Origin of the sequence: Lichenihabitans sp. Uapishka_5 (assembly GCF_033947565.1) — a bacterium.
Lineage (GTDB): Bacteria > Pseudomonadota > Alphaproteobacteria > Rhizobiales > Beijerinckiaceae > Lichenihabitans.
In genome coordinates this window covers 79,989-99,717 of sequence record NZ_JARPVX010000009.1, presented here as the reverse complement: position 1 = coordinate 99,717, position 19,729 = coordinate 79,989, and the positions used below count along the sequence as shown (strand labels likewise).

General features: G+C 66.9%; 21 protein-coding genes. 9 read left to right on the top strand and 12 right to left on the bottom strand.

The features are described 5' to 3' along the window. Positions 1-15 precede the first annotated feature (15 nt). Positions 16-1,245, top strand: a complete 1,230-nt coding sequence (gene efeB, locus P7D22_RS06260) for an iron uptake transporter deferrochelatase/peroxidase subunit (protein ID WP_319933364.1) — start codon at positions 16-18, stop codon at positions 1,243-1,245. Positions 1,246-1,255: 10 nt separating this feature from the next. Here efeB and P7D22_RS06255 read toward each other — a convergent pair whose 3' ends face one another. Beyond that, a complete protein-coding gene (locus tag P7D22_RS06255; RefSeq protein WP_319933355.1) occupies positions 1,256-1,726 on the bottom strand; it encodes a hypothetical protein in 471 nt (156 codons plus the stop codon). Positions 1,727-2,043: 317 nt separating this feature from the next. On the opposite strand from P7D22_RS06255, the gene hemB reads away from it, so the two are divergent. The 4 genes from hemB (at position 2,044) to P7D22_RS06235 (ending at position 6,382) form a co-directional block, all read left to right on the top strand. Further along, on the top strand, positions 2,044-3,084 hold the full coding sequence (gene hemB, locus P7D22_RS06250) for a porphobilinogen synthase (protein ID WP_319933354.1): 1,041 nt from the start codon (positions 2,044-2,046) through the stop codon (positions 3,082-3,084). Positions 3,085-3,162: 78 nt separating this feature from the next. Continuing rightward, on the top strand, positions 3,163-3,639 hold the full coding sequence (locus P7D22_RS06245; protein ID WP_319933353.1) for an RDD family protein: 477 nt from the start codon (positions 3,163-3,165) through the stop codon (positions 3,637-3,639). A 70-nt stretch (positions 3,640-3,709) separates the two neighbouring features. Beyond that, complete coding sequence (locus tag P7D22_RS06240; protein ID WP_319933352.1) at positions 3,710-4,456, top strand: arginyltransferase; 747 nt, start codon at positions 3,710-3,712, stop codon at positions 4,454-4,456. A 210-nt stretch (positions 4,457-4,666) separates the two neighbouring features. Next, a complete protein-coding gene (locus P7D22_RS06235) occupies positions 4,667-6,382 on the top strand; it encodes a methyl-accepting chemotaxis protein (protein ID WP_319933351.1) in 1,716 nt (571 codons plus the stop codon). Between the two features lie 15 nt (positions 6,383-6,397). Here P7D22_RS06235 and parC read toward each other — a convergent pair whose 3' ends face one another. Then, a complete protein-coding gene (gene parC, locus P7D22_RS06230; protein ID WP_319933350.1) occupies positions 6,398-8,662 on the bottom strand; it encodes a DNA topoisomerase IV subunit A in 2,265 nt (754 codons plus the stop codon). Positions 8,663-8,878: 216 nt separating this feature from the next. On the opposite strand from parC, the gene P7D22_RS06225 reads away from it, so the two are divergent. Then, positions 8,879-9,085 carry a hypothetical protein gene (locus tag P7D22_RS06225; RefSeq protein ID WP_319933349.1) on the top strand — a complete coding sequence of 69 codons (207 nt, stop codon included), beginning with the start codon at positions 8,879-8,881 and terminating at the stop codon, positions 9,083-9,085. Positions 9,086-9,087: 2 nt separating this feature from the next. On the opposite strand, the gene recO is transcribed toward P7D22_RS06225, so the two are convergent. After that, positions 9,088-9,834, bottom strand: coding sequence for a DNA repair protein RecO (gene recO / locus P7D22_RS06220; protein WP_319933348.1), 747 nt, complete (start codon positions 9,832-9,834; stop codon positions 9,088-9,090). 109 nt (positions 9,835-9,943) lie between these two features. On the opposite strand from recO, the gene P7D22_RS06215 reads away from it, so the two are divergent. Further along, positions 9,944-10,597, top strand: coding sequence for a L,D-transpeptidase (locus P7D22_RS06215; protein WP_442916036.1), 654 nt, complete (start codon positions 9,944-9,946; stop codon positions 10,595-10,597). Positions 10,598-10,645: 48 nt separating this feature from the next. On the opposite strand, the gene P7D22_RS06210 is transcribed toward P7D22_RS06215, so the two are convergent. The 8 genes from P7D22_RS06210 to rpoZ all read right to left on the bottom strand — a co-directional run bounded on the left by P7D22_RS06210 (position 10,646) and on the right by rpoZ (position 17,564). Next, entirely contained in the window at positions 10,646-10,981 is a 336-nt protein-coding gene (locus P7D22_RS06210; protein ID WP_319933346.1) for a PilZ domain-containing protein, read from the bottom strand. Positions 10,982-11,194: 213 nt separating this feature from the next. Beyond that, positions 11,195-12,106: a GTPase Era gene (gene era, locus P7D22_RS06205; protein ID WP_319933345.1), complete on the bottom strand. Its 912-nt coding sequence runs from the start codon at positions 12,104-12,106 to the stop codon at positions 11,195-11,197. Then, complete coding sequence (gene rnc, locus P7D22_RS06200) at positions 12,103-12,822, bottom strand: ribonuclease III (RefSeq protein ID WP_319933344.1); 720 nt, start codon at positions 12,820-12,822, stop codon at positions 12,103-12,105. The genes era and rnc overlap by 4 nt, the downstream gene beginning before the upstream one ends. After that, complete coding sequence (lepB, locus tag P7D22_RS06195; RefSeq protein WP_319933343.1) at positions 12,819-13,613, bottom strand: signal peptidase I; 795 nt, start codon at positions 13,611-13,613, stop codon at positions 12,819-12,821. The genes rnc and lepB overlap by 4 nt, the downstream gene beginning before the upstream one ends. A gap of 166 nt (positions 13,614-13,779) precedes the next feature. Beyond that, positions 13,780-14,184 (bottom strand): holo-ACP synthase, encoded by a 405-nt coding sequence (acpS, locus tag P7D22_RS06190; protein WP_319933342.1) that lies wholly within the window; start codon positions 14,182-14,184, stop codon positions 13,780-13,782. Further along, positions 14,181-14,774, bottom strand: a complete 594-nt coding sequence (gene pyrE, locus P7D22_RS06185; protein ID WP_319933341.1) for an orotate phosphoribosyltransferase — start codon at positions 14,772-14,774, stop codon at positions 14,181-14,183. Before pyrE ends, acpS begins: the two co-directional genes overlap by 4 nt. Positions 14,775-14,840: 66 nt before the next feature. Beyond that, the gene (locus P7D22_RS06180) at positions 14,841-17,090 is read right to left on the bottom strand and encodes a RelA/SpoT family protein (RefSeq protein WP_319933340.1); all 2,250 of its coding nucleotides are present in this window, start codon (positions 17,088-17,090) and stop codon (positions 14,841-14,843) included. Positions 17,091-17,168: 78 nt separating this feature from the next. Next, positions 17,169-17,564, bottom strand: coding sequence for a DNA-directed RNA polymerase subunit omega (gene rpoZ, locus P7D22_RS06175; protein WP_319933363.1), 396 nt, complete (start codon positions 17,562-17,564; stop codon positions 17,169-17,171). A gap of 413 nt (positions 17,565-17,977) precedes the next feature. Between rpoZ and P7D22_RS06170 the strand changes: the two genes are divergently transcribed. Together P7D22_RS06170 and P7D22_RS06165 are read left to right on the top strand one after the other, a co-directional pair. Further along, positions 17,978-18,598: a LabA-like NYN domain-containing protein gene (locus tag P7D22_RS06170; RefSeq protein ID WP_319933339.1), complete on the top strand. Its 621-nt coding sequence runs from the start codon at positions 17,978-17,980 to the stop codon at positions 18,596-18,598. Positions 18,599-18,603: 5 nt separating this feature from the next. Then, a complete protein-coding gene (locus tag P7D22_RS06165; protein WP_319933338.1) occupies positions 18,604-19,281 on the top strand; it encodes a uracil-DNA glycosylase in 678 nt (225 codons plus the stop codon). On the opposite strand, the gene smpB is transcribed toward P7D22_RS06165, so the two are convergent. Next, a complete protein-coding gene (smpB, locus tag P7D22_RS06160) occupies positions 19,255-19,725 on the bottom strand; it encodes an SsrA-binding protein SmpB (RefSeq protein ID WP_319933337.1) in 471 nt (156 codons plus the stop codon). The genes P7D22_RS06165 and smpB overlap by 27 nt on opposite strands. Positions 19,726-19,729 lie beyond the last annotated feature (4 nt).

The window sequence follows — 19,729 nt, the reverse complement described above, 5'->3', positions numbered from 1 at the left end:
GTCCTCGAAGGCGGGCTGCTGCTCGGGCTCGGCGCCGCCGGTGGCGCCTTCGGCCTGCGGGCGGAAGCGGCCCCGGCCCCGACGGCCCAGCAGCAGCCCGCCTTCGAGGACGATGGGACGCAGCAGGTGCAGCCCTTCTTCGGGCCTCACCAGCCCGGGATCCTGACGCCGCAGCCGGCCGCCGCGCTATTCGTCGCCTTCGACGTGCTGGCCGACACCAAGGACGACCTCACCCGCCTGATGACGCTGCTGACCGAGCGCATCGCCTTTCTGATGAAAGGCGGCCCGGTGGAGCGGCTCGACCGCAAGCTGCCGCCCGCCGATTCCGGCCTGATGGGCCCTGCGGTGTTCCCGGACAATCTGACGATCACGGTCAGCCTCGGCGCCTCGCTGTTCGACGAGCGCTTCGGGCTCGCGGGCGAGAAGCCGGCCCATCTCGTGCCGATGGCCCAGTTTCCCAACGACGCCCTCGACGAAGCGGCCTGCCACGGCGACCTGCTGGTGCAGATCTGCTCGAACACCGCCGAAACCAACATCCATGCGCTGCGGGACATCGTGAAGCACACGCCCGACCTGCTCGGCCTGCGCTGGCAGATGCCGGGCTTCCTGCCGCCCCACACCTTGCGCAAGCTCGGCCGCGACACGGTGCGCAACCTGCTCGGCTTCAAGGACGGCACGGCCAACCTCGATGCGCGCGACGAAAGCCTGATGGAGCGGGTCGTCTGGACGGGCGGCCGCGGGACGGAGCCGGGCTGGACCGCCGGTGGGACCTATCAGGTCGTCCGCATCATCCGCATGTTGGTCGAGCGCTGGGACCGGACGCCGCTCGGCGAGCAGGAATCCATCATCGGCCGCGACAAGATGGAGGGCGCTCCGCTCGGACAAGCGCGGGAACGCGACACCCCCGATTATGCCGCCGACCCGCACGGGCTCAATGTGCGGCTCGACGCCCATATCCGGCTCGCCAACCCGCGTCGCCCCGACACCGATGCGTCCTTGATCCTGCGCCGGCCCTTCAACTTCTCGAACGGCCTCACCAAGGCCGGGCAGCTCGACATGGGCCTGTTGTTCGTGTCGTTCCAGGCCGATCTCACGGCCGGCTTCATCGCGGTGCAGAACCGGCTGAACGGCGAGCCGCTCGAGGAATATATCAAGCCGGTCGGTGGCGGCTATTTCTTCACGCTGCCGGGCGTTCCGGCCCCGGGCCGCTACCTCGCCCAGCCGCTGCTCGAGCGCACCACCTGAGCGGTCGGCCTCACGCGTCGTCGCGCCGCGAGGAGGCCCAGGCCAAGGCTGCGTAGCCGGCCAGCAGGACGGAATCGACGCCGAGCAGCAGCACGGGATCGGCGAAGAAGCCCGGCGCCAACACGAGCGCAAGGCCGTGCCCGAGCAGTGTCGCCCCCCACACGGCGAGGCCCCAGCGGGTCACGAGCCACAGCCCGATGGCGGCGACGAAATCCAGGATGCAGAAGAAGAACAGGCCGGCGATATGCAGCGGCGAGGCGGCCGGAAGATAGGAGATGGCCGCGCCGGTCAACACGCCGAGCCAGTGCTGGGCGCCCTCGAACAGCCACACCACGGCAATGCCGCGCGCCAGGACGACCCGAAGCGTGTCGAGCCGGCTGCGCGTTCCGGCGACCTGGCTGCCGAGCCGGATCGGCGGCGCCGGCCCGCGGATCTGCAACGGCCGGTCGGAGCTTCGCTTCGCCATCATGGCCGGCGGCATGCGTCCGCCAGGCCCTGGACGCCGAGCCCGGAGCTTCTCGCACGGCAGCCCCGCCGCTCGCCCGTTGCGCCAAGCCGCCCCATCCCGCCTCCCTGATCCAGGCGGCGCGCCGATCGGCGCCGCACGGGTCGACAGGCTCTAGAACAGCTGGCCCTCGCTTGATAGCCCACCGGAACGCACGGCCGCGCGCGTTCGCTCTCGCAAAGCCGGCATCCCATGCTAGGGAACAAGCGGCGCGGACAAGCCTTTCGCGACCTGGGGGCGCACGCAGCAGCTGGCTATCGGCGGCGTCCCGTGACTCGAACCGGAGCCCCGCGATGAGTGTCCGAACCCCGTTCCCGTCGGCCCCATCCCGCGACCATGCGGCTTCCGGCCTCGACCTGATCCATCGCCCGCGACGCAACCGCAAGTCCGACTGGGCGCGACGCCTCGTCCGCGAAGCCACGCTGACGGCCGACGATCTGATCTGGCCGCTGTTCGTCATCCCCGGCACGCGCAAGCGCGAGCCCGTGTCCTCGATGCCGGGCGTCGAGCGATTGTCGGTCGACGAGGTGGTGCGGGAAGCCGAACGTGCCTTTAACCTCGGCATCCCGGCCCTGGCGCTGTTTCCCTTCACAGATCCCGACCTGCGCGATCCGACCGGATCGGAAGCCTTGAACGACCAGAACCTCGTTTGCCAGGCCTGCCGCGCCATTCGCGAAGCCGTGCCGGGCATCGGGCTCGTCACCGACGTGGCGCTCGACCCCTATACAAGCCATGGCCACGACGGCCTGCTGCGCGACGACGTGATCCTCAACGACGAAACGGTGGCGGTGCTGGTCCAGCAGGCCCTGACCCAGGCCCGGGCCGGGGCCGACATCATCGCGCCGTCCGACATGATGGACGGGCGCGTCGGCGCGATCCGCCGCGGGCTCGACCAGGACGGGTTCCAGCACGTGCAGATCATGAGCTACGCGGCCAAATACGCGTCTGCCTTTTATGGCCCGTTCCGCGACGCGATCGGCACCAAAGCGGCCCTGAAGGGCGACAAGCGGACCTATCAGATGGACCCCGGCAACGGCGCCGAAGCCCTGCACGAGGTGGCGCTCGACCTCGCCGAGGGCGCCGACATGATCATGGTGAAGCCCGGCATGCCCTATCTCGACATCATCCACCGGGTGGCCCACACCTTCGAGGTGCCGACCTTCGCCTATCAGGTGTCTGGCGAATACGCGATGCTGGCCGGGGCCGCCCGAAACGGCTGGATCGACGGCGAGCGCGCCATGATGGAAAGCTTGACGGCCTTCAAGCGCGCCGGGGCCCGTGGCGTGCTGACCTATTTCGCCCCGGCCCTCGCCACCTTGCTGCGGGCTGGCTGAACCCCGCAACGCCCCGGCCTTGCGGGCTCCCAAGGCTGCATCCACATAGGGGAGATCGCCGCCAACCGGGACCTCCCGATGACCGACACCTTCTCGCGCTGGGCCCAGTCCACCCCGACCTACAGCATGACCGATCGTGCCGGGCTGCCAGCCGGGGCGCTAACCGGCGTGCGCCGGCGCCGGCTGCTGGCCCTTGCCCTCGACCTCACGGCGGTGTCGATCCTGTCGTTCGGCCTGTGGCTCGTGTTGTTGATCGTCACCTTCGGCCTGTCGCTGGTGCTGTTGCCGCCACTGTTCCCTTTCGTGGCCTTCTTCTACAACGGCCTCAACGTTTCGGGCCGCAATATGGCGACGCCCGGCATGCGGCTGATGGATCTCGAGATGCGGACCAGCCGCGCCGGCCAGCCGGTGACGTTTCTGGCGGCGGCGCTGCATGCGGTGTTGTTTTACTTCAGCTGGATGTTTCCGCCGGTGTTCCTGTGGACGCTGTTTTCCGAAGACAAGCGCTGCCTCCACGACGTGATGGCGGACGTCATCGTGGTGCGTCGAATTTGACGAAGGCGACCACTGACGCGCCTCGGCAGAGGTGCTAGCCTCCGTATGACCCGCAACAGGAACCTCCCGCGTGACGCGTGAACCCCGCGATGCGCCGCAATTCTACCTTACGGCGCCCTCGCCCTGCCCCTACCTGCCGGGGCGGGAGGAGCGGAAGGTCTTCACCCATCTGATCGGCCGACGTGCCACGGGGCTGAACGACACGCTGACCCAATCCGGGTTCCGCCGTTCGCAGACGATCGCCTACCGGCCCGCCTGCGAGGGCTGCCGGGCCTGCGTCTCGGTCCGTGTCTGTGTAGACGATTTCACACCGGGCAAAAGCTTCCGCCGGGTGCTCGATCGCAACGCCGACCTGATCGGCCATCCCGTCGAACCGCGTCCCACCTCGGAGCAATACAGCCTGTTCCGCGATTATCTCGGGACCCGCCATGCCGAGGGCGGCATGGCCGACATGAGCATCCTCGACTACGCCATGATGATCGAGGACAGCCACGTCGAGACGCGGCTGATCGAATACCGCCGCCGCGGTCCGGATTCGGGCTTTACCGGACGCGGCATCGGCGCTCTGGTGGCGCTCTGCGTGACCGACGTCCTGGCCGATGGCCTGTCGATGGTCTACTCGTTCTACGATCCGGAGCAGGCCGACCGCTCGCTCGGGACCTTCATGATCCTGGATCACATTGCCCGTGCGCGCGCCCGGCGGCTTCCGCACCTTTACCTCGGTTATTGGGTCGAGGGCTCGCGCAAGATGGGCTACAAGGCGCGCTTCCTGCCTCAGGAGCGGCTTGGATCGAACGGCTGGAATCGCGCCGGCTGACGCGGTCGGACCTGGGCACCGATACCCTCCCACGGTAATCGCAAATACAAGCGCCCAGGCTCTTGGCCCTAACCCTCGATTTTGCGAATTGTTAGGAACCGACCGTCACGATCCTCCACAACGAGAACGAACATACGTTCTCGTCCAAGTTGTTGGGGCGCGGTTTCAATGCTGGCATTTGGCTCATCTCGTGGGATCGATGCAGCTTCGGTGCTCCAGGCGCTCGACCGGTCGCTGGCCACGATCGAGTTCGACGCCACCGGGATCGTGCTCCGGGCCAATGCCAACTTCTGCGCCGCCCTCGGCTATCGGCTCGATGACATCAAGGGGCGCCACCACCGCATCTTCATGGACGAGGCCGAGGCACAGGGCGCGGCCTATGCCGTCTTCTGGCAGCAGCTCGGCGCCGGCAATTATGCGGCGGGCGAATACAAGCGCATGGCCAAATCCGGCGCGCCGGTCTGGATCCAGGCGAGTTACAACCCGGTGCTCGACCGCCACGGCAAGGTGCGCCGGATCGTCAAGGTCGCGAGCGTCATCACGGACGCGAAGCTGAAGGCCGTCGAGGCCGAGGCCAAACTCGAAGCCCTGTCGCGCGTCCAGGCCGTCATCGAGTTCAAGCCGAACGGCGAGATCATCACGGCCAACCCGATCCTGCTCGACCTTCTGGGGTACCGGCTCGAGGAGGTGGTCGGCCAGCACCATAGCCTGTTCATCGAGCCCGCCCTCCGCAATACCCCCGATTATCACGCGTTCTGGGACACGTTGCGGCGGGGCACCGCGGTCGCGACCTCGTTCCGACGGCTGCGATGCGACGGCAAGCCGGTGTGGATCAGCGCCTCCTATAATCCGGTTCTGGACCTCGACGGTCGCGTCATGAAGGTGGTTAAGTTCGCCACCGACATTACCGACCTCACCAAGATCGGCGCTGGCCTGGCAAACCTCGCCGGCAAGAAGCTCGACGCGCCCATCGAGGAACCGTTCGGCGCCGCCTTCGAGACGCTCCGCAGCGACTTCAACGTCGCCCGCGGCACGCTGCACGCCACCCTGACCGATATCGACGGCGGCATGCGCAGCATGCACGCCAGTGCCAGCGAGATCGCGACCGCATCGAACGACCTCGCCCGACGCACGGAGCGACAGGCCGCGACTCTCGAGGAAACCGTCGCGGCGCTGGACGAGATCACCGGCACCATCAAGCGCACGGCCGAGACCGCCGCCGGCACCCGGCGCATCGCGGCCAGCGCCGATGCCGAAGCCAAGCAGGGTGCCGCCGTGGTGCACGCCACGGTCGAAGCCATGAGCCACATCGAGGGTTCGGCTCGGCAGATCGGCACCATCATCGGCGTCATCGACGAGATCGCTTTCCAGACCAACCTGCTGGCGCTGAATGCCGGCGTCGAAGCGGCCCGGGCCGGGGAAGCCGGTCGCGGCTTCGCCGTGGTGGCGTCGGAGGTGAGGGCCCTGGCGCAGCGCTCCGCCCAGGCCGCCAAGGAGATCAAGGACCTGATCTCGCAATCGAGTGCCCACGTGGCCAAGGGCGTTGCTCTGGTGGCCCAGACCGGCGACTCGCTCGGCGTGATCCTGCACCGGGTGGGAGAGATCAACGGGGCCGTCGCCACCATCGCGAGCGAATCCGAAGAACAAGCGCGGGCCTTGCACGACATCAACGACGCCATGGGCCAGATGGACAAGCTGACCCAGCAGAATGCCGCCATGGTGGAGGAAACCAGCGCCGCGGCGCAATCGCTCGTCACCGTGACCGAACAAGTGTCCGGGCAGGTGATGCAGTTCCACCTCGGCCCGACCAAAGCGGCGCCTACCGGGGCTGCAACAGGTGGCCGGCGCAGCCATGCCCCTGTTCTGCGCCGCGTCGCCAACGGGGCCCCGCGAGCACCCGAGCCTGACGCCTGGGAAGAGTTCTGACCAGACGGCGCCCGGTTAGCCGCTGAACATGTTGTTCCGCGGAAACCCCTTCGGCGGCAACCGGCCGGCTTCGCCGCGATTGCCGATCCAGGGCAACAAATCATCGCCCTTGACGGTCCAGATGCGCCCGGATGTGTCCTTCCAGGTCAACCCGTCCCCGAGCGCGAAAACCTTGGCGTCCGACAGGCCCCCGTCCTTGAAGCGCTGCAGCCGCATGCCCTTGCCGCGCGTCATCTGGGCCACCTGGGACAAGGGCAGCACCAGCAGCTTGCGGTTGTCGCCGATCGTGGCGACATGGTCGGCGCCCCCCGGCACCGCAGTGACGAGTTTCAAGCGCCCCGGTTTGTCGACGCCCATGACGCCCCTGCCCTTGCGGGTGCCCGACATCAGATCGTCCTGCGACACCACGAAGCCACGACCGTCGCTTGCGGCGATCAGCAGGGAGGTGCCGGGCCCGTAGGGTAGCACCGCCACCACGTCCTCGGCCTCATCGAGGTCGGCCATCAGGCGGATCGGTTCACCGGCGCCGCGGCCACCCGGCAGCTTCGCGGCCTCGATCGTAAAAGCCTTGCCGTCGGTGGCCAACACGATCAGCCGCGCCGTCGACTCGGTGAAGAACGAGGTACGCAGCGTGTCGTCGCCCTTGAAGCTGACGCCCGCCAGATCGGCCACATGGCCCTTCATGGCGCGAATCCAGCCCTTGGCCGACACCAGCACCGTGATGGGCTCGCGTTCGGTCAGCGCCTCGCTCAACGCCACCGCGTGGATCTCGGGCGCATCCTCGAACGAGGTGCGACGCCGGCCGATCGCCGTATCGGGCCCATAGGCCTTGCGGATGTCCCTGATTTGCTTGGTGATGCTCTTCCATTGCGCGGCCTCGCTGTCGAGCAGCGCGTCGATGGCGTCGCGCTCTCGCACGAGCTTGTCGTGTTCGGCCCGCAACTGCATTTCCTCGAGCCGACGCAGGCTACGCAGCCGCGTGTCGAGGATGTAGTCGGCCTGCAGATCCGTCAGCCCGAAGCGCGCGATCAGGGCCGGCTTCGGTTGATCCTCCTCGCGGATGATGCGGATCACCTCATCGAGGTTGAGGAACACCACGATCATGCCGGCCAGCACCTCGAGCCGGTGCTCGATCTGCTGACGGCGGTGGCGCGAGCGGCGCAACAGCACCGTACGGCGGTGGTCGATCCATTGCTTCAGCGCCTCGGGCAGCCCGACGACGCGCGGCACGATGCCGTCGACCAGCACGTTCATGTTGAGCGGCACCCGGGTTTCGAGCTCGCTCAGCCGGAACAGGCTTTCCATCATCATGGCGGGCGACACGCTGCGGGTGCGCGGCTCGATGACGACCCGCACGTCCTCGGTCGATTCGTCCCGCAAGTCGGCCACCAGCGGCAGCTTCTTGTCGTTCAGCAGTTCGGCCAGCTTCTCGATCAGCCGCGATTTCTGCACCCCATAGGGGATCTCGGTGATGACCACGACCCAGGCCCCCTTGGGCCCATCCTCCTGGGTCCAGCGCGCCCGCACCCGGAAGCCGCCGCGGCCGGTGCGGTAGCTGTCGAGGATCGACGCCTTGGAATCGACCACGATGCCGCCGGTCGGGAAGTCCGGTCCCTGGACATGCTCGAGCAGGTCGGCCGCCGTGGCGTCCGGCTTGTCGATCAACAACAACGCGGCGCTGCACAGTTCCGCCAGATTGTGGGGCGGGATCGAGGTCGCCATGCCGACCGCGATGCCCTGCGAGCCGTTGGCCAGCAGGTTCGGGAAGGCGGCCGGCAGCACGATGGGCTCCTGCTTGTCGCCGGAATAATTCTCGCGAAAATCGATCGCATCGTCGTCGATGCCTTCGAGCAGCAGCTTGGCCGTGGTGGTGAGGCGGGCCTCGGTGTAGCGGTAGGCGGCGGCCGGGTCGCCGTCGATATTGCCGAAATTGCCCTGGCCATCGACCAGCGGATAGCGCGACGAGAAATCCTGCGCGAGACGCACCAGCGCATCGTAGATGGCCTGGTCGCCATGCGGGTGGAAGTCACCCATCACGTCGCCGACGATCTTGGCGCATTTCTTGAACGCCGTGGCGGGATCGAGCCGCAACACCTGCATGCCATACAGGATGCGGCGGTGCACCGGCTTCAGCCCGTCGCGGGCATCCGGCAGAGCGCGCCCCATGATGGTCGACAGCGCATAAGCGAGGTAGCGCTCCTCCAACGCGTCCCGCAGCCCGACCTCGATCGGTTCGGGCGGTGTCAGCGGTGTGGAGGGCGGCGCGGGCGTCTTGGCCATGCGGTGGCCTTAGAGGATCGGGCCCGCGGCGGCAAGTTCCCTGTTTGTTCCGTCCCGTCGAAGCATTTCAGCAATAGATCACGGCGCCGTGAGCGTCGCGGCCCATCCTGTGTTGCAGCCGGGCACTAGCCCGATGCCGGGCAAAATTCCTAAGTGGCGGCACAATCCGCGGCCGTGTGCATCCGGTCGCCTCCGTAACCGAGTGCGTCCCTATCCATGGCGAAATCCGCAATCTACGGCTTGGCGTCCGGCTTGGCCGTCGTGGTCCTGACCATGATCGTCGTGGCGGTGGTGAACCTGCCGCAAGCCTCCGATGCCGCAACCTCCGGGACGACCTGCACGGAGATGGCGCAGGACCAGGGCTACGGCCTCGTGCGTCCCGCCCGCCACGAAGGCTGCCAGGCTACCGCCGACCGCGGCTGACCTCAGGCCGGCGGCAGCTGCAGGGCCCGCAGGTAGGCCCGGCGACAATCCGGCACCACAAGGCCGCGCGGCGCGAAAACGTTGCGGGTCAGGAAATGCCCTGTCAGCCGAAATCCGGCCGCGAGATCGGCAGGCGTCGCGGGGATCAGCGCCTCGGCCAGCATGAACCCCGGCAGCGGCAGGATGCGGTCGCGATAAGGCATGCCGGCGACCCGGCTCACGGCGCGGCCGGTCTTCGGCGACACGAAGGCGAGATCCTCCGCCGTCCCGGTGAGGGCGCAGCGCGCAAGGTCGAGGCCGAAGCCGAGCTCCCCCAACAGCGCCAGCTCGAAGCGCGCCAGGGCGGCCGGCGTGCTGTCGCGTTCCCCGCTGGCGTCGCGTTCTGCGAAACTGTCCAGCAGCGCCGTCACGACGGCATGCAGCACGGGCTGGGGCTCGCGCTCGGGCAGCAGCCGTGCCAGGGCGCAGATCAGGTTGGTGCCGTGCAGCGCCAGCGCGCTTTCCATGATGCGGGCCGCCCGCAACTCCAGCCCTTCCACCACCAGGGTGCCGAGCTGATCCTCCTGCCGCGCTTTCCAGCTGGCCCGCACGTCGTTGCCGGGCTGCAGCACCGGGCGTTGCCGGCGCGATCGGCCGCCATGCACGAAGCCACTATGACGGCCATGCCGGCGGGTCAGCAATTCAACCACGACGCCGGTCTCGCCATGCAGGCGCAGGCCGATCACGACACCGTCATCAACCCATTCCACCGCAGCCCACCCCCCGTTGCAACCTGCGGCCCGACCACCGCATTAGCCGTGAGAACACCGTGAGCTTGGCCGTGGGGCACGTCCGGGCACAATACCGAAGCGAGGTCCCATGCTGATCGACAGGCGTTGCCTTCTGGGCGGAGTGGCTTCCATGGCGGCCGCCAGCGCCCTGCCCGGAGGAGCCCGGGCGGCGCAATCCGACGACGAGGCCTGGGCGGCCGCGGACGCGCGCTACTTTACCGGCAGTGTCGCCGACCATGGCTTCAAGTTCCGCCGCACCAACCTCGACGCGATCGACGACACATGGCGGCGTCAGTTGGTGCAGTACAGCCACCAGCAGCGGCCGGGCACCATCATCGTCGATTCCAAGAACCATTTCCTTTACGTGGCCTATGAGAACAACGTGGCGCTGCGCTATGGGGTGGGTGTCGGGGTCGAAGGCTTCAAGTGGTACGGCACCGCCCAGGTGGCCCGCAAGCAGATCTGGCCGGGCTGGACGCCGCCGCCCGAAATGCTGAAGCGCCGTCCCGACCTGCCGCACCACATGGCCGGCGGCCCCGACAATCCTCTGGGTCCGAGGGCCATGTACCTTTACCGTAACGGGCAGGACCTCGGCTATCGCCTGCATGGCACGCTGGAGCCCTGGACGATCGGACAGGATGCGTCGAGCGGCTGCGTGCGGCTGTTGCCCGAGGACGTGGTCGACCTTTACCAGCGCACCCCGATCGGCACCAAGGTGGTGGTTCTCGAACGTCTCGCCTGAGACGGACGTTCGCGCAGGCCAGCTGCGGGAGGCCGGCCCGCGCCGTTGTCAGGACAGGCCGGCGCGGCGCCCGAAGCCGCCGCTCTGCACGGCATTGAAGGGGCGCGACCGGAAGGCGCCGAGCTCCTGCTTGATGTTCAGCGTAGTGCGGAAGCGCAGGCCGATCTCCGCCCCGCGCCGCCACACGATGCGGCTCGGCACCGCCTCGGCGAACAGCGCCGTGGTGAGCACGCACTGGCTGGCCAGGAAGGCCCCCGAGGCAAGGCGGATGCGAGCGCCCGTGGCCGAAACGTCCAGCACCACGCCACCGACGGCAGTCTGGCCGCTCTCGATCGTGGCCGGCACCGAAACGGGATGGCGGGTTGTTTGACGGTTGTTCTGCATGGTGGGATCAGGCCTCTCGTCGGTGACGATATCCTGGTGGGATGAAGCAAAGCTTCGCCCTTCCCCTCACATCTGATGCAAATGCCTGATGTGGACCGGTTGCCCACACGTCTTCGATCGTGCCGTCTCGTGCTTCGGACCGAACCGGCACGCGCCACATCGCCCGCCGGCCATGGGGCCGAGCGACGTGGAGCTCATCGTGCTCAGGTCGTTTCAGCGGTCGCGTGGAAACTCGAGGCCAATCTCCCGATAGCGCTCCGGGTCATCGACCCAGTTCTCTCGCACCTTGACGAACAGAAACAGGTGAACGGTGGTTTCGGCCGCCTCCGCAATGTCGCGCCGGGCTGCCGAGCCGATCGCCTTGACGGTCTTGCCGCCCTCTCCCAGCACGATCTTCTTGTGGCCGTCGCGGGTCACGTAGATGGTCTGTTCGATCCGCACCGTGCCGTCGGGCAGGTCCTTCCATTGCTCCGTCTCGACGGTGGTCTGGTAGGGCAGCTCATCGTGCAGCCGCTCGAACATCTTTTCGCGGGTGATCTCGGCCGCAAAGGCCCGGAGCGGCGCATCAGTGACCTGATCCTCGGGGTAGAGCCAGGGCCCGGGCGGCATCAAGGCCGCAAAAGCCTCGCGCAGCCGATCGAGGCCATGCTTCCGCAGCGCCGAGATCATAAAGGTCTGGTCGAAGCCCAGCGCCTCGTTGAGGCGTTGCGACAAGCCCAGCAGCACCTCGACCTCGACGGTGTCGATCTTGTTGAGGATCAGCAGCTTCGGGCCCCTCAGCCCCTTCAGCCGCTCCAGGATGGCCTCGACCTCCTCGTTGATGCCCTTGCGGGCATCCACCAGCAGCGCCACGGCATCCGCATCCCCGGCCCCGCTCCAGGCCGCCGTCACCATGGCACGGTCGAGCCGGCGCTTCGGCGCGAAGATGCCGGGCGTATCGACGAAGATGATCTGCGCCGCGCCTTCCATGGTGATGCCGCGCACCAGGGCGCGGGTCGTCTGCACCTTGCGGGACACGATCGTCACCTTCGAGCCGACGAGCGCGTTCAGCAGCGTCGACTTCCCTGCGTTGGGGGCGCCGATCAGCGCCACGATACCGCAATGGGAAATGGGGTCGTCGGTCATCGCTCGGCCTTGGCGGCGACGGGCGCAAGCAGGCCCTCGCGTTGGAGGAAGGTTTGCGCCGCCACCTGCTCGGCAACGCGCTTCGAGGTGCCGGACCCGGACGCCGGCGCGCAGCCGTCAACCGTGACGCTCAAGGTGAACACGGGAGCATGGGCCGGCCCGGTGCGGCCGGTTTCGCGATACAGCGGCGTCGGCCGGCCACGCCCCTGCGCCCATTCCTGCAGGGCGGTCTTCGGGTCCTGCAGGGGACGGCTCGGCTGACGCATGCGCTCGGTCCAGGCGGCCCGCACGATGGCAGCGGCCCGCTCGAAGCCGGCCTCGATGAACACGGCGCCGATCAACGCCTCGCAGATGTCCGACAAGATCGCGGGCTTCTCGCGCCCACCGGCCCCGGCCTCGTTGTCGCCGAGGAACACGGCCTGGCCGACCTGCCATTCGCGCGCGATCTCGGCGCATGTCTCGCGCCGCACCAGAGCCGCGAGACGCCGCGACATCTCGCCTTCCTCGGCATTGGGGAAGGCCTCGTACAGCATGGCCGATACCACCAGCCCGAGGACCCGGTCGCCGAGGAATTCGAGCCGCTGGTAACTGCCGATCCGGGCGCGGTCGGCCGGCAGGGCGCTGATGTGGGTCAGCGCATGCGCCAACAGCCCGCGATCCGCGAAGGTGTGGCCGAGATGCGCCTCGACGACCGCCAGCGCCGCGGTGCGGCTCATCGGACCGGCTTGAAGATGCGATCCCAGCGGATTTCGGAGGGCCACTTCCAGAACTGCCAGACAGGCGTGTCTTCATCGATCGAGAAGAATATGATCTCGGCGCGCCCGATGAAGTTCTCGAGCGGCACATAGCCGACGCCGCCCTGCTCGGGCGACACGCGCGAGTCGGTCGAATTATCGCGGTTGTCGCCCATCATGAAATATTCGCCGGGCGGCACCTCGTAGACGGGGGTGTTGGAATAAAAGCCGTTGTCGCCGTCGCGCTGGATGATGAGGTGGCTCACGCCGCCCGGCAGCGTTTCGGTGTAGGTCGGCACCTTCACGTCATGGTCGAACTGGTCCTTCGTCTCGACCGGCGTGGTCGCCTCGCGCTGCACCTCGACGCCGTTTATGTAGAGCCGCGCATCCTTCAGCTGGATCTTGTCGCCCGGCAGGCCGATGACGCGCTTGATGTAATCGGTCTGTCCGTCGCGCGGCAGCTTGAACACCGCCACGTCGCCCCGCTTGGGCGAAGACGACAACAGACGACCGGAGAACAGATCCGGGCTCAACGGAAAGGAGAAGTGCGAATAACCATAGGAATATTTCGAAACAAACAGGTAATCGCCGATCAACAGCGTCGGAATGAGCGATCCCGACGGAATGTTGAAGGGCTGGAACAGGAAGGTGCGGACCACAAGCGCGATCACAAGCGCCTGCACCACCACCTTGACCGTCTCCCAAACACCGCCCTCGTCCTTCCTGACGCGTCGGTCGATGCTTTGGCCTTTCAGCCGTACCGGGTCTGCCATCCGTTCAACTTTCGTCTCAAGCCGGCGCGTGGCGCCGTTCGCGCGGGGCTGGGCCCGGCTTTGGCCGGATATAGCTGGACCTTGCAGCCACGCCAAGTTGCAGGCCGCTCACCCGTGCCGACGGATCGGCCCGCGCGGTCGCGACCTCGCGGATGCGGCGGCACTGTTAAACGCGGCGCGGTCGTGCCTCGATCATCACATAGGCCGAAGCCAGCGGATGCTCATCCGTGATGGTGACGTGAATATGGGCCTCATGGCCAGCCGGCAGCAGCGCCGCCAGCCGCAGGGCTGCCCCATTGGTCAGCGCCATGGTGGGCTGGCCGCTCGGCAGGTTCACGACACCCATGTCACGCCAGAAGACACCCTGGCTCAGCCCGGTGCCGAGCGCCTTGGCGCAGGCCTCCTTGGCGGCAAAGCGCTTGGCATAGGAGGCGGCCCGCTGCTGCCGCCGGTCCGACTTTTCGCGCTCGACCGGCGTGAAGCAGCGCTCCACGAAGCGGTCGCCATAGCGTTCCAGTGTTTCGGCGACGCGGCGGATGTCGCAAAGATCGTGGCCGAGGCCGATGATCATGCCGGAGCACCGCCGAGACTGCGGCTGCCGGGCTTGACGGCCGGGATCGCGGCGAGCTCCGGCGGCAGGGCATCGGCCGGATAGTTCGGAATATCGAGCGTCGCGAGCGCCACGCGGTCCACGCCGATGTCGGCCCGGCCACCCGACCGATCGATCAGGCAGGCGGCCCCGACCAGGCGGCCGCCCTCGTGGCGGATGGCCTCAAGGCATTCGCGCGACGACAGCCCCGTGGTGATGACGTCCTCGACCATCACCACCCGGGCGTCGGCTGGGATCTTGAACATGCGGCGCAGCGCGAAGACGCCGTTCTCGCGCTCCACGAACATGCTGCGCGCCCCGAGTTGCCGCGCCGTCTCATAGCCCGGCACGATGGCGCCGACCGCCGGCGACACCACAACATCGACAGGGCCGAAGCGAGCCACGATCTTGGCCGCCAGGGCGGCGCACAGGCGTTCGGTGCGCACCGGGTCCTGGAACACCGCCATCTTCTGCAGGAACACGGAGCTGCGCAGCCCGGACGACAGGATGAAATGACCTTCGAGCAGCGCTCCCGCTGCCCGGAACTCGTCCAAAACCTCGTCTTGCGTCATCTCATCCTCGTTTTGGCCGGCGTCAATCTGGCTGGGCGACCTGGTTTCACGCCGCCCGGGCGCCGCTCAGCCGTTGACGCGCTCGACCCCCGACACGGTCGAGAGCGCGCGCAACTGGCTCAAGATGGCGTTCAGCTGCTTCAGATCCCACACCCCGAGATCGATGACCAGATCGCGGAAATCGCGGGACCGCGAGGTCATGCGGATATCCTCGATGTTGCCGCCGAGATCGCCGATCGCGGTCGCGACCGCCGCAAGCGAGCCGGGCTCGTTGACGGCCTGCACGGCGATCTGGGCCGGAAACAATTCCTTGCGGTCGGCATCGATGTCCCAGCGCACGTCGAGCCAGCGCTCCGGCTGTTCGTCAAAGGCCGTCAGGGCCGGCGACTGGATCGGATAGATGGTGATGCCCTCACCGGGCGCCAGGATGCCGATGATCCGATCGCCCGGCACGGCGCCACCGTTCGGCGCGAAGCGCACCGGCAGGCTGCCGCCGAGGCCGCGGATCGGAATGGTGGAGGTCGGGCCCGTGCCTTCCGGCACCTTGAATTGCAGGTTCTCGGCCTGACGAAGGCCGAACCAGCCGCCATCCGCCTTGTCGGGTGAGGCGCCGGCGCGGCGCTCGTCGGTGAAGTCCGGATAAACGGCCTTGACGACGTCGCCCGAAAACATTTCACCGCGGCCGACGGCCGCCATCACGTCGTCCACCGCCAAACGGGCGAGGCGCGGCAGAGCGGCCTTCAGCTTGTCGTCGCCAAACGGCTTGCCGGCCCGCTCAAAGGCCCGCACCACGATCTGCCGCCCGAGGCCGGCATATTGGGACCGCACGGCGTTGCGCGTGGCACGGCGAATGGAGGCCCGCGCCTTGCCGGTCATCACCAGGTTCTCCCAGGCGGCGGGCGGCACCTGGCCCTCGGCGCGGGCGATCTCCACCTCGTCGCCGTTCTTCAGCCGCGACACCAGCGGCACCGCGAGGCCGTTCACCTTGGCGCCCACCGCCGTGTTGCCGAGATTGGTGTGCACCGCATAAGCGAAGTCGATCGGCGTGGCGCCCTGCGGCAGGGCAATCAGCCGGCCCTTGGGGGTGAAGCAGAACACCTGGTCATGGAACAGCTCGAGCTTGGTGTGCTCGAGGAACTCTTCCGGGCTCTCGTTTTCGGCCAGCATGGCGACGGTCCGGCGCAGCCAGCGATAGGCGTGGCTTTCGGACGCCACCTCGTCCATGTCGAGCGTCCGGCCATCCTTGTAGAGCGCATGGGCCGCAATGCCGTTCTCGGCGACGCTATGCATGGTGCGGGTGCGGATCTGCAATTCCACCCGCTGCTTACCCGGCCCCACCACGGTGGTGTGGATCGATCGGTAATCGTTGGGCTTCGGGGTGGAAACGTAATCCTTGAAGCGGCCCGGCACGGTCGGCCATTCGGTGTGGATCATGCCGAGCACGCGATAACAATCGGCCGTGGTCTCGACAATCACCCGGAACGCGAAGATGTCGGACAATTGCTCGAAGGCGAGCGACTTCTGCTCCATCTTGCGCCAGATCGAATAAGCCTGCTTTTCGCGGCCTTTCACATCGGCCGTGAGGCCGGCCTCGCCGAGGCGCGCCTGCAGTTCCGCCTCGATGGTGCTGATCAGCGGGCCGAGCCGCTCCCGCATGGCATGCAGGCGGTTGAGGATGGCGGTGCGGGCGTCCGGCATCAGATAGCCGAAGGCGAGGTCTTCGAGCTCCTCGCGCATGCCATGCATGCCCATGCGACCGGCCAACGGCGCATAAATATCGAGCGTTTCCTCGGCGATGCGCTCGCCCTTGTTGAAGGGCATGAACTTCAGCGTGCGCATGTTGTGCAGGCGGTCGGCCAACTTGACCAGCAACACCCTGACGTCGTCCGCAATGGCCAACAGCAGCTTGCGGAAATTCTCGGCCTGCTTGGCCCGCTTCGACACGAGGTCGAGCTTCTTGATCTTGGTCAGCCCGTCGACCAGAGCTCCGATATCGGCGCCGAACAGGCGATCGATATCCTCGCGAGTGGAGGCCGTGTCCTCGATCGTGTCATGCAGCACGGCCGCCACGATGGTGGCATCGTCGAGCTTGAGGTCGGTCAGGATGGCCGCGACCGCCAGCGGATGGGTGAAGAACGGGTCGCCGGATGCCCGTTTCTGCTGCCCATGCGCCTGCATGGCATACACATAGGCACGGTTGAGAAGGTCTTCGTCGGCCTGCGGATTGTAGCTCCGCACCCGGTCAACCAATTCGTATTGCCGCATGATCTTCAACGGCGGCGCCACGGGCCGTGATGGTGCCTCAGCCAAGGTCATGCGGGCATCATCGGGAGCGGTGGGTTCGGCGGCAAGCTGCGCCGAACCCACGCTCGGCGTTTTCGTGCTTGTGTGGCCTCACTCGCCTTCTTCGTCGGTCGCGGCCGGCGGCACCAGCCCTTCCAGGCCGCGCAACAGGTCTTCCTCCGTCATGCGGTCGAACTGCACGTCGCCGGCAGCATCGCTCGGGGCACCGAAGCCAGCGGCATGCAGCGGCGGCGTCGGATCGGCCTCGGGCTCGTCCACCTCGACATGCTTCTGCAGCGAGTGGATCAGGTCCTCGCGCATGTCGTCCGGGGTCAGCTTGCTGTCAGCGATCTCCCGCAGGGCGACGACCGGGTTCTTGTCGTTGTCCCGGTCGACCGTCATCGGGGCGCCGGACGACAGCATGCGCGCCCTGTGGCTTGCCAGCAGGATTAACTCGAAGCGGCTTTCGACCTTATCGACGCAATCTTCAACGGTGACGCGGGCCATGGCAACAGGCTCCCCAAAACGCGTGGTTCTATGGATTTCAAGCACGGGTAGCACTTGTGAGTCGCTTTCCGCAACCGCTGCGGCAATACGAATCACGCAGGCTTTCACGGAATGTGGGAAGTTTTCCCAAATTTAGGTTGTCGCATGCGAGGCATGCCTTAAGGTGGGTTTCGGTTCATCCGGTGGGACCCATCTCTTGACATCAGGTCAAGGACACGCTTCAGCCTTTCGAAAGTACTCACCCCTAGTATGCATTTTGTGCATTGCGGGATTGCCTTTCGCTTGTTGTATCCGGAGCGGCGCATGGCCTGTGCGACCCCTGACGCAACGGTGGGTCGGCATCATCAATCGGTTTGGCTGACATCCCTGGCGCTGCCCCGGCCAGGCGACTTGTAGATTTAGGCATAAACGAAATGTCCGACAAAGAACGCATTGCATTGTTTATCGATGGTGCAAACCTCTACGCGACGGCAAAGTCGGTCGGCTTTGATATCGACTATCGCAAGCTCCTCAAGGAATACCAGAGCAGAGGCCGCCTTATCCGCGCCTTCTACTATACCGCCCTGGTGGAGGATCAGGAATACTCCTCCATCCGCCCCTTGATCGACTGGCTCGACTACAACGGCTTCGCGGTCGTCACCAAGCCGGCCAAGGAATTCATCGACGCCCTCGGTCGCCGCAAGATCAAGGGCAACATGGACATCGAACTGGCCATCGACGCCATGGAAATGGCCGACAAGATCGACCACATGATCCTGTTCTCCGGCGACGGCGACTTCCGCTCGCTGGTCGAGGCGGTGCAGCGCAAGGGCGTTCGGGTGTCCGTGGTCTCGACCATCACGACCCAGCCCCCGATGGTGGCCGACGAACTGCGCCGCCAGGCGGATGAGTTCGTCGACCTGGCCCACCTGATCGCCAAAATCGGCCGTGACGGCGAGCGGCCGGAGCCGCGTCCCCGCACGATCGAGCGCCGCAGCCTTCACACGACCCAAGCCGCGACACCGGCCGCGGGGACCGACGACTACACGAACTGATCCCGATGACGGCCACCGCCGCCGAGCCGGATCGCGATTGCCCGCTTTGCCCGCGGTTGTCGGCGTTCCGCGCCGGGCAGCGGGAGGCCCATCCCACCTGGCATAATGCACCCGTGCCGAGTTTCGGCGCGGACGCGCGCCTGCTGATCGTGGGATTGGCCCCGGGGCTGCAGGGCGCCAACCGGACCGGCCGCTGCTTCACGGGAGACTGGGCCGGGGACCTGCTCTACGAAACACTCGACGCCTTCGGGTTCTCGCAAGGCCATTATGCCGAAGACCCCGACGACGGGCTCACCCTGGTGGACACCGTCATCACCAATGCGGTGCGGTGCGTGCCACCCGCCAACAAGCCGACCGGCCCCGAAATCGCCACCTGCCGCCCCTTCCTGATCGGCACGATGGGGCAACAGCCGCGCTTGACCGTGCTGGTGGCGCTCGGCCGCATCGCGCATGAATCGGTGCTGCGGGCGCTCGGTCAGCGGCTCGCGGCCTACCCGTTCGGGCATGGGCGTGAACATGCCGTCAGCCGGATCGACGGCCACGCCCTGACGATGATCGACAGCTATCATTGCTCCCGATACAACACCAACACCGGCGTGCTGACGCCGCCGATGTTCAGGGCCGTCTTCGCGCGCGCCCGCGCGATCCTGGATGGTTCAGCCCCGGTCGCGCAGCAGGCGTGACTTTTCGCGGTTCCAGTCGCGCAATTTCTCGGTTTCGCGCTTGTCGTGCAGCTTCTTGCCCCGCGCCATCGCGACCTCGATCTTGGCGAAGCCGCGATCATTGAAATAAATCCGCAGCGGCACGATCGTCATGCCTTCGCGCTCGATCCCCTGCGCCATCTTGGCGATCTCGCGCGCCTTCAGCAGCAGCTTGCGGGGGCGCTTCGGCTCGTGGTTGAAGCGGTTGCCCTGCGCAAATTCCGGAATCGTGGCGTTGATCAGGAAGATCTCGCCCTTCTCGGCCGAGGCATAACTTTCCGCGATGGTGGCCTTGCCGGTGCGAAGCGACTTCACCTCCGTGCCGGTCAGCATCAGGCCGGCCTCGAAGACCTCGCCGATCTCGTAATGGTAGCGGGCGCGGCGGTTGTCCGCCACGACCTTGCGCTTCTGCTCGACTGCTGCCACCTCG